Origin of the sequence: Aquimarina rubra, from assembly GCF_042684305.1 — a bacterium.
Lineage (GTDB): Bacteria > Bacteroidota > Bacteroidia > Flavobacteriales > Flavobacteriaceae > Aquimarina > Aquimarina rubra.
This window is the reverse complement of sequence record NZ_JBHULE010000002.1, coordinates 366,455-380,334: the sequence shown is the minus strand read 5'-3', so window position 1 is coordinate 380,334 and position 13,880 is coordinate 366,455. Positions and strand designations below refer to the sequence as shown.

Annotated in this window: 16 protein-coding genes; 2 read left to right on the top strand and 14 right to left on the bottom strand. The window is 34.1% G+C overall.

Annotation, left to right across the window (positions count from 1 at the left end; all coding sequences use genetic code 11):
• Positions 1–117: 117 nt before the first annotated feature.
• From ACFSR1_RS02120 to ACFSR1_RS02100, 5 genes are all read right to left on the bottom strand, one after another.
• On the bottom strand, positions 118–612 hold the full coding sequence (locus ACFSR1_RS02120; protein ID WP_378289154.1) for a hypothetical protein: 495 nt from the start codon (positions 610–612) through the stop codon (positions 118–120).
• Positions 613–799: 187 nt separating this feature from the next.
• On the bottom strand, positions 800–1,399 hold the full coding sequence (locus ACFSR1_RS02115; RefSeq protein WP_378289152.1) for an aspartyl/asparaginyl beta-hydroxylase domain-containing protein: 600 nt from the start codon (positions 1,397–1,399) through the stop codon (positions 800–802).
• Positions 1,400–1,970: 571 nt separating this feature from the next.
• Positions 1,971–2,345, bottom strand: coding sequence for an endonuclease domain-containing protein (locus tag ACFSR1_RS02110; protein ID WP_378289150.1), 375 nt, complete (start codon positions 2,343–2,345; stop codon positions 1,971–1,973).
• Positions 2,346–2,495: 150 nt separating this feature from the next.
• Positions 2,496–3,182: a LytR/AlgR family response regulator transcription factor gene (locus tag ACFSR1_RS02105; RefSeq protein WP_378289148.1), complete on the bottom strand. Its 687-nt coding sequence runs from the start codon at positions 3,180–3,182 to the stop codon at positions 2,496–2,498.
• Complete coding sequence (locus ACFSR1_RS02100; protein ID WP_378289146.1) at positions 3,179–4,255, bottom strand: sensor histidine kinase; 1,077 nt, start codon at positions 4,253–4,255, stop codon at positions 3,179–3,181. The genes ACFSR1_RS02105 and ACFSR1_RS02100 overlap by 4 nt, the downstream gene beginning before the upstream one ends.
• Before the next feature lie 202 nt (positions 4,256–4,457).
• Between ACFSR1_RS02100 and ACFSR1_RS02095 the strand changes: the two genes are divergently transcribed.
• Positions 4,458–5,906: a serine hydrolase domain-containing protein gene (locus ACFSR1_RS02095; RefSeq protein ID WP_378289144.1), complete on the top strand. Its 1,449-nt coding sequence runs from the start codon at positions 4,458–4,460 to the stop codon at positions 5,904–5,906.
• Between the two features lie 176 nt (positions 5,907–6,082).
• On the opposite strand, the gene ACFSR1_RS02090 is transcribed toward ACFSR1_RS02095, so the two are convergent.
• From ACFSR1_RS02090 to ACFSR1_RS02060, 7 genes are all read right to left on the bottom strand, one after another.
• A complete protein-coding gene (locus ACFSR1_RS02090; RefSeq protein ID WP_378289142.1) occupies positions 6,083–6,307 on the bottom strand; it encodes a hypothetical protein in 225 nt (74 codons plus the stop codon).
• A 133-nt stretch (positions 6,308–6,440) separates the two neighbouring features.
• The gene (locus ACFSR1_RS02085; RefSeq protein ID WP_378289141.1) at positions 6,441–7,754 is read right to left on the bottom strand and encodes a S41 family peptidase; all 1,314 of its coding nucleotides are present in this window, start codon (positions 7,752–7,754) and stop codon (positions 6,441–6,443) included.
• Positions 7,755–7,852: 98 nt separating this feature from the next.
• A complete protein-coding gene (locus tag ACFSR1_RS02080) occupies positions 7,853–8,878 on the bottom strand; it encodes a helix-turn-helix domain-containing protein (RefSeq protein ID WP_378289139.1) in 1,026 nt (341 codons plus the stop codon).
• A 121-nt stretch (positions 8,879–8,999) separates the two neighbouring features.
• Positions 9,000–9,407, bottom strand: coding sequence for a DUF6326 family protein (locus ACFSR1_RS02075; protein WP_378289137.1), 408 nt, complete (start codon positions 9,405–9,407; stop codon positions 9,000–9,002).
• A gap of 77 nt (positions 9,408–9,484) precedes the next feature.
• Positions 9,485–10,006 carry a GNAT family N-acetyltransferase gene (locus ACFSR1_RS02070; protein ID WP_378289135.1) on the bottom strand — a complete coding sequence of 174 codons (522 nt, stop codon included), beginning with the start codon at positions 10,004–10,006 and terminating at the stop codon, positions 9,485–9,487.
• A gap of 66 nt (positions 10,007–10,072) precedes the next feature.
• Positions 10,073–10,312: a hypothetical protein gene (locus ACFSR1_RS02065; RefSeq protein WP_378289133.1), complete on the bottom strand. Its 240-nt coding sequence runs from the start codon at positions 10,310–10,312 to the stop codon at positions 10,073–10,075.
• A 337-nt stretch (positions 10,313–10,649) separates the two neighbouring features.
• Entirely contained in the window at positions 10,650–11,009 is a 360-nt protein-coding gene (locus ACFSR1_RS02060; RefSeq protein WP_378289132.1) for a hypothetical protein, read from the bottom strand.
• Positions 11,010–11,431: 422 nt separating this feature from the next.
• Between ACFSR1_RS02060 and ACFSR1_RS02055 the strand changes: the two genes are divergently transcribed.
• Positions 11,432–12,574 carry a N(5)-(carboxyethyl)ornithine synthase gene (locus ACFSR1_RS02055; RefSeq protein WP_378289130.1) on the top strand — a complete coding sequence of 381 codons (1,143 nt, stop codon included), beginning with the start codon at positions 11,432–11,434 and terminating at the stop codon, positions 12,572–12,574.
• A gap of 307 nt (positions 12,575–12,881) precedes the next feature.
• On the opposite strand, the gene ACFSR1_RS02050 is transcribed toward ACFSR1_RS02055, so the two are convergent.
• Both ACFSR1_RS02050 and ACFSR1_RS02045 read right to left on the bottom strand, forming a co-directional pair.
• On the bottom strand, positions 12,882–13,388 hold the full coding sequence (locus tag ACFSR1_RS02050; RefSeq protein WP_378289128.1) for a hypothetical protein: 507 nt from the start codon (positions 13,386–13,388) through the stop codon (positions 12,882–12,884).
• A 100-nt stretch (positions 13,389–13,488) separates the two neighbouring features.
• Complete coding sequence (locus ACFSR1_RS02045; protein WP_378289126.1) at positions 13,489–13,824, bottom strand: hypothetical protein; 336 nt, start codon at positions 13,822–13,824, stop codon at positions 13,489–13,491.
• Positions 13,825–13,880 lie beyond the last annotated feature (56 nt).

Below are 13,880 nucleotides of genomic sequence, written 5' to 3'. Positions count from 1 at the left end.
CTAAATATACTTCATTTACGGCTAAACTATGTGCGTTTTTGATGTAGGTTTAACATTTTTAAGATGAGAATACAAGTGACCTGCCTCGAATAATAGGATGTATTTTTATTTTATCCATTATGACTTTTCAGCGTCATAGTTTATGGATTCCACCTTTCCATCATTAAAATGAATGGTAATGGATGCATTTCTATCAGGTGGATCTACGGCAATTAAAGTTCCGTTAGGTAATTTAATCTGAAAATCTAATATTTCTTTTGATTCTTGTTTCGGTCGTAATTTAGAAATAATCCATTTGACAGAATTTGAGATTGTATCGTCAACCAATTTTTCGGCAAACTTTTCTCCAACATATTTGAGTCCCGGCACGATAGCATAATTAAAAACAGCTGTTCCTACGATTCCTAAAACCAATTCAACAAATTCGTGCGGTTCTGTGTCTTTGGTTTGTCCCCAATCCTTGACAATTATTTGATCTTCATTCTCAAATACATCGATCAAGGCATCTTTCCTTCTGTTGTGTAATGCCAGTTCCGCTTCTGAATCGCTATGATCTGTTACTAACTCGTGATCAAACCTTCGAAAAACCCCAATTGCTAATTTGTGTTCCATAATTTTTGTTTTAAATTTTATTAAAAAGTAATAATCCACTTTGCATCAAACGATGTTTAGTGGTAGTTCGCTGATTATATTTTCAGCATCAATTATGGGGATGATTATATTATATTCTTGTGGGAACCTGAATCAATTTTAGGATGAGGCATACATTCTTAAGCATCATAAAATGCTTATATAAGATTTAGTGATTGTGAGCATCATTTTCTATAATTGTCGTTCGCACCCAATCATTTGGGATCATGTCAATAGTGAAATTAACACGTTCTGTATTCCCTAGATTATCAATCTTATGGGGATCTGTTAATCTTAGGTACCAGCATTCACCAGGTAACATAGAAACTGGAGTATTGTTGAGGTAAAATACGACATCATCACTGTAAGTAATAGGAATGGTTAACCGAATCACAGATCGTTCTATTTCTAATCCTAAGGTTGGATCTGTATGTTCTTTTACAATGGCTCCAGGTGCCAAACGCAATAAACGCACTAATGTCACTTTTGTATGTGCTCTAAAAAAATCTACCACACCGGTAAGATAAGGAGATTGCTGTAATGCCTTGGTGTCTAACCAATCGGTCCAAGAGCCATCGGCATAATCATCTGCTGGCGGAGGAAATGGTAGCGATGTATCTACTTGATGTGCAGGTGCTCGTAATGGTATGACATCATAATACTCAAAATGCTCCGGTGTAAAAGCTTTAAACTCCTCTAACATCTTTTCGGCATCAAAAGTATAGGGTAATTTAATTCGATCGCTGGTTGGTATGGTTGCTACAGACATTTTAATGTTTTGTAATTAAATGATTGGAGTAAAGCTCTAAGATAATTAATTATTGCGTACCCATACCAGGGGATTTTACCTGATTTTTACTTCATAATGAAGTGCCAAGGTAAAAAGTAAGAATATGGGATCTCTTGGGGTTTTGGTAAGTGTGGGGTAATTGAACCCTCCGAATTCCGATAAAATCGGAATCCACCTCCCTTTTTTAAAAAGGGAGGAGTTTTTAAGGAGTGTGCGATGTTTTTCGCAAGACTGTTTTTAAGGTGTGTCGTAATAAATGGTAAAAATTATATTCCTGGTAAAACCACTTCATTTTTTAGTAATTAGAGGAGTTTTAAGGAGTGTTTCATGTTTTTCGCGAGATAGTTTTGAATTTGTATTTTGTTTAGTGGTAAAGATTGGGAGGGATATAAAATCCAGCTTCATTTAATAAAAATGAGGAGTTTTTAAGGAGTTGTTGATGTTTTTCATGAGGTAGTTTTTAAGATCCCTGCTGAAAAAGCACCCCTCTTTTTAAAGAGGGAAATATTCAGCTGTTTGCTGAATCAGGGGAGTTATAATCACCGCAATTTTATTTTGATTCTTTAAAATGATCCGATATTTCATTTAAAACAGATGGTAAATGATCAAAAACCATTTTGTTTTCGAATCTAATTACAGTAAAACCTAATTCATTAAGTCTTTTGGTACGTTTCTGATCTTTTTCCTGAGCTTGAGGTGTATTATGAATCTCCCCATCTAATTCAATAACTAGCTTTTCTGAAGCACAATAAAAATCCACGATGTAATATTCAATACTATGCTGCCTTTGAAACCGTCTTCTTTCAAGTTTTCTGGCTTTTAAATATTTCCAAAGAAAAGCTTCTGCCGGAGTGCCATCAGTTCTAAGTTTTCTCCTATATTCCTGTAATTCCTTTCTGGTATGAATTCGTTTTTTATTCGCCATAACTGAGTTTATATACTACTTACCAATTTAAAAGCACCCCTCTTTACCAAAGTGGGGAATGAATTCCGCTTTGCAGAAGAAAGGGGAGTTCAGTTCTCCCTTATATTAGATAGTGTCTAAACAATGCAGTATGTTACTAGTGGAGATCTTTTATTTCACTTCCAAACGATCCAAGAGTCTTACTTTATACGATTGCCCGATAGAGAGTTTAGTGTTCTCAATGGTAATAGAATTCGAATCAAAAGCCGAAACTTTATCCAGATTGATAATGGTAGATTTATGAATTTGTACAAAACGATCTCCTAACTCTTGTAAAGCTTCTTTGATAGATTGTCGTGCTAAAATCGTTTTATGGGTTGTGATATAACTAATGTAGTTACCATCTTTTTTGAGGTATAAAATATCCACAAGACTGGTTTTGTGCCGCTGATGACCACTTTTTACATAAATAACAGCATCATTTTTCTCCTCGATATCTGATTTTTCTAAATCATCCTGAATTTTTAGCAAAGCTTTTAAAAAGCGCTCAAAAGAAATAGGTTTCAACAGATAATCTGCAACTTGATACTCATAACTTTCTACCGCATATTCAGAATAGGCTGTGGTTAAAATAATGCTAGGTGGCTTTTCTAATGTCTTTATAAATGATATCCCTGATAGTTGAGGCATATTGATATCCAGTAAAATTAAATCCACTTCGTTTTCTTTAAGATAGATCAAAGCTTCAATTGGGTTTCTGAAACTTTCAACACATTTTACAAACGGAAGTTTTTCAATATATCCTCTTAAAAGCTCAATGGCATTTGGTTCGTCATCGATGATTACAGCAGAGATCATTCTGATAAGTTGATAGTTAATTGTATATAAAAGGTATGGTCATCCTCTGTAATATCCAAATGATGTTGATGAGGATATATAAGTTTAAGTCGTTTTTTTACATTTTCTAATCCAATCCCAGAGTATTTTTTGTCAAATTCTGTTTTCTGAATTTGATGTTTAGAATTTTTAACTTTAAAAAGTAGTTGCTGATTTTTAAGGGTCAATTGAATATCTATAAAAGAAGCAGATTGAATATTGAGTCCGTGTTTGAAGGCATTTTCTACAAATGGAATTAAAAGTGTAGGGGCAATTTTTGGGTTTTCATTTTTAGTATCGACGGTAAATGTAATGTCAAAAGGATCTTCGGTACTATATTTTAATTTTTGAAGCGAAATAAAGTTCTCAATAAATTCAATTTCTTTGGAAAGCAACACCTGTTCGGATTGTGTATCATAAATCATAAACCGCAATAAATTTGATAATTTGGTGATTCCGGATGAGGTTTCAGGGTTGTTGGATCGTTCAGATATCGCTAGTAAATTGTTTAAAGCATTAAACATAAAATGAGGATTGATCTGGGATTGCATTAATCGCAGTTCTGCCTTGACTTTTTCTTTTTCTAAGAGTTGCTGTTGTCTCTCCATGCTAAATTGATGCCTCACAATACCATATATGATGGCTATAGTCATAAAAAAAAGATTGTAAAACAGAAAAAAACGTAGCACTAATGGGCTAAAAGGAGCTTTCTGAAAATAAACAATCAACAATTCTAATCCAGTTAAACAAGCTAATCCTGCAACAAATAGTCCTACAAAAGAAGGATACTTTTTTGAGGCATAATATTTTGGGACTAAGTAGAAGGTAGTATAATAGAAAAGCGGAATTATCCCAAGCATTCCTATTAGATTAGGTAGTATAAACAAACTCATTTCGATAGTCTCTTCTATCACATTCCCATTGATATCTTCTACTATGTTTTCTACCATTCCTGTTTCGGTAGTCAATAATATCATAGCAATAGAGATAGCCCAGAAAATGACATTCAGGAGGATCTCTATCCATCGTTGTAATGTTGTACTTTGTATGCCCATTATTCAAAAATATTGATAATAGTCGAACAGTGAGTCAAAATGTGATGTACGACTGTTTTTTGTTATGAACATACAAAATGTTGGTATAAAAGCTGAATATACCGGAATTTCATGTAGAAATAACTTAGTTTTCACCTAGATACCATTTAGTTGTAATCCTTTTAAAACGGGTGTATTATTGACTATCAAAAAACAGAATAGTATGAATAATTTTTTAAAACTAGCACTGATACTAAGTATTCTTATATCGTGCAAACAAGAACCCGTAAAAGCGCAAGCAGTTGAAAAGAAAACAGAGGTGTCCAATAAGAAGAAAATCCAGAAGTACATGAACCAATTAGAAGATTCAGGATTTTCCGGAAGTGTTCTTGTGGCTCATAAAGGCAACGTTATTTTGGCAAAAGGCTATGGATATGCAGATCGTGAAAATAAAGTGAAATACACTGCAAAAACAGTTTCTACCACTGGATCTATTACAAAACAGTTTACTGGAGCTGCTATTCTAAAACTAGAAATGCAAGGAAAATTATCGGTAACAGATAAACTTTCAAAGTATTTTGACAATGTTCCAGATGATAAAAAAGAGATTACTTTACATCATCTCTTAACGCATTCTGCAGGATTACCGCCTGCGATTGGTGATGATTATCAGAAAATCACTACAGATGAATTTGTAAAAAAAGCTTTTGACAGGAAGCTGTTATTTACACCCGGAACTCAATATGAATATTCTAATGTTGGGTATAGTATATTGGGAATCATCATCGAAAAACTTTCAGGGATGTCGTATGAAGCATATCTATACGAAAACCTATGGAAACCAGCTGGAATGTATCAAACAGGATATCAGATTCCATCTTTTGGTCATATTGCAGTAGGATATCGTGGTGATCAAAAGTGGGGAAGAACCACTGAAAGAGCATGGGCAGATGATGGTCCGTATTGGCATCTTAGAGCAAATGGCGGCGTACTATCTACTGTGCAGGATATGTATAAATGGCACAAAGCTTTATTAGGAGATAAAATTTTGAATGTCGATGCCAAAGCTAAATTGTATGGTAAGCATATTGAAGAAGGTGAGGGAGCAGGCTCTTATTATGGATATGGTTGGGCGATTTTTCCAACTCCCAGAAATACAGAATTGATTGCCCATAATGGAGGTAACGGAATATTCTTTGCAGACTTTTGGCGGTATTTAGAAGAGGATATCACCATTATGATGATGACCAATGCGGTAAAACGCCCGTATGAAAATATTGCTTCTAATATTGCAGGCATGCTATTAAAACCTGATTTTACTCCCGAAGTATCTAAAGAAAGTACACAGAGCCCTATAACTGGTGAGATGGCGGATCAATTGGTCGACGACTTTATGCGTACGGTGAATAGCGAGGATCAGAAAAACTGGGAATCTTTCTTTGAGCGTAGGATGGAACCTTCTTTTTTAAATTCCTTTTCGATGGAAAAACATCTGGAAATCTTTAAAAACCTTCGTGAAAAGTTAGCAGGAGGCGAAGTTGCGGAAATTAGAGTAACCGAAGAAGACGAAGTACTTTTAAATGTAAAAACCAAAAAAGGCTCACACCCAATACGATTTAATACCATAGTATCTTCTGATGGAATACTAAAGATTGACGGAATAGAGATGTAAGCAAAGTCTGTTCGGATAACAAATTAAGTTGCTTCTCGTGAGAAAGAGAAGCAACTTACTTGTATTAGCTATTTCTTGATTAATTTATTATGTAAGTCCAATTTTTTACTTGTCAATGTAGAATTAAGAGTCAAAATTTCAAAGTCCAGAATCTATACTATTTTCTTTTAGCTCTTCTAGAAAGTCAAAATATTTCCCCATTTTAAAAGAAACATTGTTATAGCCGTTAATCCGATACTATATAATATAGCAGCTTGCCAATAGGATAATCTCGTTGGCCAATGTTTCCACATCTTTGTACCATATCCTTTTTTGGCATAACCAATAGTCAGCACCCAAAAAAGGAAAGTGAATAGTAAGAAAATCAGTATGGTGATTAATAGTAACCATTTTTTTTCCATTTGTTAAACTTTTAGTTTTGTTCTTCATTGTTGCCAACAACAATATAAAAACTAATATAATCATATCCGTAATGCGTTACGAACAAATGGCTATAAAAATTACTTAGCACTATTAAGGAAATAATTGAATATTTCATTCTTCCATCAGTTCCAAGGCTTTTTCTAAAACCACATCCTTGTCTGATAAATAATCCTCAATGGATTGTTCAATTTTAATATCCGGAGTTATGGTAGCCTTGGTGTTTTTCTCTTGCACATCAGTTACAAAAACATTTCTGGCCACCGTATAGTGAAAATCTGTATGTGTTAATTGAAACTGTTTTTGATTGGCAGTACAAAACTGGTTTGAACCCAAGGTTTCTCCTACAAACACAACTCTTCTTTTATCTTTGTAAACAGACGCCAAATGCCCCACGGTAGAGTTTCCTAAACCATTCATCACAAAAGCGATCTTACCATTAAAATTATTTTCAAAAGGTTGCTGCATGCCTCTTCTGTCATCATCGGTTCCATCCTCTACAAAATACTTAAAAGGTTTCTGTAAGGTATGTTTTAAAAGATGAATACTCGCAGCTCCCGGCCCTCCCAAATTTCCTCTAACATCAATAATGAGATTTGTATATCCTTTGTCTTTGATTTCTTTAAAAGAATCATCCAAGAAATCTGTAAATACCTCCGTTTTTCTCCCGTAATAAGCAAAGTTGCGCAGGGTTAATAAAGCGGTCTCTTTGTTGGCTTCTGTTAAACAGAAATCCTTCTGACAGGGATGTTTTTTACTAAATAATGGCGCATCAGGTGGTTTGTTTTCTAAAGATTTTAAGACAATGGTATCATCAGAACCGGCTACTTTTATGGTGTAAGTTTCAGGAAAATCCAGTGCATACGCCAGATACGAAGTATTATAACTATTAAATAGTTCTTTTTTTGAACTTTTAATGGATGCCTGTGAGTTTATATGTGCATAAATGGTATCCATAATTTCGGCTATAGACTTACCATTAATTTGTGTTATTTCATCCCCTACATTTACTGTATCCTCGTTTATCAAATTATCGATTACATATAGTTTTTGATCAATGAATCGGGTTAATAGCGGAAAATATTCTTTGGGTGTAAGCAAGGCACGTTGTTGATTAAAAAAACCTAACGAAGTATGACCACAACCAACCGTAGCGATGAGCTCGCTTAGTATCCAAATAAAATCTTTTTTGGAGGTAGAATTATTAATTTGACTTCTTAGCTGTATAACTTTTTTATCAAAATTTTCTTTAGAAGTAAATTCATATAAAGTAGGATGCTCTGTAGTCAAGGTAGCTACAAGTTCATCGTAGTCTGCTATATAATGCTTAGCCTGTCTGTTTAATGATTCGTTTGCTGTTTCTTTTTCTTTACAGGAAGAAAAACAGAAAATAAATAAAAGTAAAATACTAAAAAGATTGAATTTCATTTTTGATTGATTTTTTTGAACAGTTACAAATCTATTGAAACCCAAAAAAGAAGAACCATTTGGTGTGCTTTTTCATGTTCTGATTTATAAAAAAGAACTCATTGTTGCTCTTTAAATTTAGCAGGTGTAGTGTTAGTTACCTTTTTAAAAGCCTTATAAAAAGCTGATTTAGAATTGAAACCGGATTGATTACCTATCGCTTCTATAGTATACAAAGAATTATTAGTAATTAAAAGCTTGGCTTCTTCAATTCTATATTCATTAATAAAATCAGTAAAGTTTTTGTTCAAATTATCATTAATCAACTTAGATAACTCGTGCGCAGAAATATCTAGTTTTTTGGCAACTACAGATAGTTTCAAATCTGGATTCGCAAACAATCTTTCATCCAGCATATATTGATGTAGTTGACGAATAAGAAGGTCGTTTTTTTCAGAATGTGTAGAGGTGTTATTTGATTTTACTCTTTTAAAAACCTTCGAAACCATTTTCTTTTTGATAAGAAAAAACAAAAAGAAGCCATAGAATAGGATGGAATAAATAATAGAACCGCTAACAAAATATTCAAAAGGGATGAACGCATAGCTGCTCCATATAATGACAGTAGCAACTGTTAGTGACAAAAGCCATTTGATTTGTAGAGCACTAGCAACACTGTTTTTAGAACTTACTTTTAAATATATTACGGAAAGTACAATGAAAGCTAACCACTGAAAATTAATAATAGGTAATACAACAACTTTGTTAAGCTCATTATAGGTGCTGAAGGGTATAAAAATCAAAAGTAAAACGATTGCAGAGAACCAAGAAGCTATATGATATTTCCAATGTTTTACCCAAAATGAATTTGGTCTGATCAGACTTATTACATAGGAAAAGAACAAAGGACCAATCAATAAGAAAAAACCAGGGCCGGATTGCAAGAACCAAATCGGCTCCTCTGTAGAAAAAGCATAAAACAGCGACTTGAGTATGCGTAAACTTACTACGAGTAAAAATAATCCAAATAATTTGCTGCTTAGTGTAGCAAAGGTTTTGTTAAAAAGTATATACACCGAAATAATAAAACTGTTGAACACACCAATAGCACCAAAGAAAAATAATATTTGAGTTACATAATTCACCGTTTCAAATATAAAATTTTCTTTGTGATGAAGAGTTTTTACTTCTTACAAGACTATGATTTTTGGCAAAAGTTATTATACTAAGTCAAAAAACTACTTTGAGCCTTTTTTGATGAATAGATTAGATATTTTCTTTTGGCCATTTCCAGGCTTGCCATACAATATATATGGTAACTAGGGCTTCTAAAAAAGCATAGAACACATAAAAACTGTACCAGGGATAAAGAGAAGTACTACCCACCAACACCACAACAAGTGTAAACAAACTACCAAACAGTATATTTAATATCCTGCTAATGGCTGGTTTTAAAAAAATATTGAATGCGATCATAAATGCAGGTATAGCCAATACGACAGCAGCCACAAATAATTTAACAGGACTATCGAGTACGTCTGTAACATTCATCAGTTTCTCTACTTTGGAAGGAGTGTATAATTCAAAGTAATCGCCGTAGATGTATAGGAACATTAGAGTGATCCATAATGTTGCCATTTTAATTTTGATATTCACTGGTTGGTTTTCTAACATGGTTGTCGTTTTAATAGAAAGATGATGGTATCTCTATCTATATAGACGTGTTATGCTTAGAAAAGGTTGCCTGACCCCTAACTTTGTTTCTCTATTTTATATACCAGCAACTCTTCAGTATCATCCGGGAGTGTAGTGGTTCCGGATACTTGTAATCCCAACTTTTCTAAAAGGCGTTGAGAAGCCATATTGTCTTTTGTTGTAATTGCTTGAATTAAATTCATTCCAAAATCAGTAAATGCAGCATTTTTGATGGTTTCTGCAGCTTCATACGCTAGCCCTTGTTTTTCATATTCCGGGAGAAAAGCAAATCCTATATCAATACCTTCTAATCCTTCTCGATCATATAACCCACAGGTGCCCACCTTTTGTTGATCATTTTTGGTTATCAATGTATAATTACCATATCCCAGTTTGGTAAGCTGCGGAGTCATTTTGGATTGAATATAGGCTGCAGCATCTTCCACAGATTTAATATTTCGATCTCCGATATGTTGTAGCCATTTCTCAGTGTTCATCAATTCAAAGATAAACGCCGCATCATCCTGGTTGGTGGGTCTTATATACAATCGCTCGGTTTCAAAGGTTTTGTATTCCATTTATTTTTTAAATTTCTTATTAAATACAGTATTTGGGATCGGTTTTAGAAAATATTTGAGTAGTAATTATAAACTTTTCTGACTCCTTTTTCTATATATTTTTAGAAGGTACTCCAGTCTTTGTGTACTTATATCAAGTTCGTTTATAAGTATTTCCTCGTTTCTGTTTCTGTGATCATAGCTCAGATAATAGTAAGATTTTCTTCCGGTGGATGAAGGTTCAAAAATGATGTCTTCGTTTTTTATTTCTGACCATTTTTTGATGCGAGCACCTTTATAGCTAATACCTTCTTCTGAGAGAATCAACTGAATACTTCTATCTTTTGAAAGTTTGTAGTTACTCCTTATTCCATAAACCGATATCGCAATAAATCCAATACCTATTAAATAGCTTACAGCAAAAAGGCATAGATCCCAAAACTTAAAAAAAGTATAGAAGATATTATATAGAATCGACTGGTAGATTTCGAATAATAGATCACAGTTTTCTTAGGTGCTTTCTTATTTTCTACAAATAGACTTTCTAACATTAGTATATGGTTGTGTCTTTATGATTTTGTTACGAATATAGTTAAATCTGAACGGTGAAAGGTCTAGTTAGAAGTAACAAACCTGGAAGAGCTGAAGAACTTCAATTGAAATATTAAAAAGGAGCATTTTCGTTAACTTTTGACAATAACCACTTCACATCATCTTCACGGATCTCATTACTATCTGTAAATTTAATACGCTTGGCGTGTTTACCCTTACCGCTAAACTTCAGTCTTTCGTGATCAATTTCTTTTATATGATGTACATATAACATACACGATTCGTTGCTTCCTTCCTGGATTCCGCATAAGACATTGTTTTTACCATTTCTGGTATACAGTACAAGTTTTACTTTTGCACCTCCCAGAACATTTTCTTCAATACCATCCAGATGGGATTCGATAATTTTTTTGAGCTGAATACCCATTTCTCTGGCTTTCGAACTTTTAAATATTTGATTGAAATCGTCCATTTCGAGTATCTGATTAGGGATGAATATGTGTATGATATATACCTACTAAGATAATTATATTTCTAAAATGTGTGGTGCAATCCTCAAAGTTGGAGACGTTGTGGAATAGAGATATTTATATCCTGATACCAGAAAATTTAGGAGTTACCAACTCCGTAACGTAGAGATACTATCCATATTACCCGTTAAATACAATTAATTGGCGTAACTTGGAGCATACAATTATTTATTCATTCGTATTGATAATACTCACTAATTCCTGGTGAACAAAAAGGCTCACTTTTCGTAACCTTTTTAATTATTGACACCTCTGTGGTCAAATTCATGCCTGATCGCCGGCAAATAATTCTATTTAGTAGCCTTATAACAGTGCCTAACTCATTTCATTAGTGATGTTTGGTTTCAATTAAAAAGAAAATCATATGATATTATCAAAAATAGGAGTGATCGGAACCTCAAAAAAAGAGGATGAAAGACGTGTTCCTATTCATCCGGAACATTTAGAAAGACTTCCTGAAGATGTCCGTAAAAAACTTATATTCGAAAAAGGATACGGAAAGCCATTTAATATTGAAGACGAAGAAATCGCCAAACAATCTGGAGGGATCGCTACACGATCAGAGATCTTGTCGGACATCGGATCCGTGATCATTGCCAAACCGGTACTATCAGATTTACAAGAACTGAAAACCGGAGGAGTGCTTTGGGGATATCCTCATTGCGCTCAGCAAATGCAGATCACACAAACCGCTATTGATAGAAAATTAACCTTAATAGCCTTTGAAGATATGTTTGTTTGGAGTCCAAATGGCAGAATCGGGAGACATACTTTTTATAAAAATAATGAGATGGCAGGGTATGCTGCGGTAATACACGCATTGCAACTTAAGGGGATCGACGGACATTATGGCAACCAAAGAAAGGTGATTATTTTTAGTTTTGGAGCGGTGAGCAGAGGAGCGATTTATGCACTAAAAGCACATGGATTTCGGGATATCACCATTTGTATTCAAAGACCGGATCACGAAGTCAGAGAGGAAATATTAGATGTAAATTATGTGCGCATTACCAAAGGAGAAGCTAATGAACCTAGATTAAAGGTTGTAGAACACGACGGATCAGAGCGACCACTGATCGATTTGATCAGCGAATCAGAGATCATTGTGAACGGTACGTATCAGGATACTGATGATCCGATCGATTTTGTGATCGCAGAAGAAAAATCCAGACTAAAACCGGGCGCACTTATTATAGATGTTAGTTGCGACGAAGGTATGGGGTTCTATTTTGCGACACCTACTACGTTTAAAAAACCAATACTATCCATAGATCATATTGATTATTATGCGGTAGATCACACCCCAAGCTATTTTTGGGAAAGTGCCTCCAGAGCGATTTCTGCAGCATTAATCGTACACTTAGCGGCGGTGATTGCCGGGCCACAAAACTGGAAGCAACACGCAACCATCAATAATGCGATCAATATCGATAAAGGGGTCGTAGTAAAAGAAGCGATTCTTAGGTTTCAGAACCGCGAAACGAACTATCCACATAAGGTGATGTAGAATGATGTGGTTTGGGGATGTAAGCGGGTATCTTAAGGATTAGGTATTCCTCAAGGTTAGGATATTTTATACAGTGGAGCGGGAAACTACTTTTTGTGTTTTCTAATGATATTAGTTATTTGAAGTAACAGAAAGATAGGAGTCAATCCCCATGCAATAAGATAAAAGCTGATGTATAGCATCATTTGCTTCCAGGTGGTCAACAAAAGTGATAACACGAAAAAGGCGATTAATATTTTGATAAGAATTTTCAATGCCTTTTCTGATTTATCGAGTATATCGTCAGGTATCTTTTTTAGAAAACAAATCATTTAGTGATCGCTTTTTTGGCACGTTCTAAAATGGGATCATAGATTTCATAATTAGAACATCCTTCTTCACTCATAAACCTTTTTCCAATTGTATTAGTTTCTCCTTCTTCTCGTTCCCAGTCAAACACATAATACTCCTTTCTAAAAACTTCTTCCAATACTGAATACTTAAATCCATCATTTGTTCTTTCAAAATTTTCTTCTGTTTCTATAATTTTTATGGGAGTTTGATTACTGAGATAAATAGTCGTTGTTAATCTACCATATGAGAACCCTATTTCTTCGATGATTTTATGAATGGTGTCGTCATTACTCCAGATCTTTAAAACGCCACCACCATCTGTGACTATCCCGGTTAGTTCGACCCAATCGAATTCACTAAATGATAATTCTGTGTTCGACTCTATTACATTTACTTTACTATCAATTTGTTCGGGATTGTTTTCTTGACCAGACACGATCTGTCCGATAGAGAATAATACAAGGGCAAATACTTTTTTCATGAAGCGACTAGAAATTGTGTAGTTCACGAATATAAGCATTTCTCTAACTCAACAGCTATTACACTTATTTGGGATATTTTGTGGAGTGAGGTATTAAGAATTATTGTTGGAGTTTCATTTTTAACAGTTGTATGGTTTGATTAAACTCAGAATTCGATTTTGGTGAAGTCTTATACGTCCAGTCTCCACCATTCTTTTTTATGATCTTCAGAATCCAGGGATCATTTTTAGAAAATATTTGAGCAGTTAAAGAGGACATTATATGAAGTTTTGTCCACCAATTATTATTAGGGTCATAATGTTTAATATCTTTAATTTCAGAATAATAAAAAGTTCTGTATTTTGAATAATCAATAGCTTTGACCTCAAAGTGATCAGGATAGATTTTGATTACAGGAAATCCTTTCTCTTCTAAAACAAGTATGTCTTTTTCCATCACTCTTTATAATTACTTACTTGTACTATAAGTATGGTGGTAGGGCAAAATGTTAC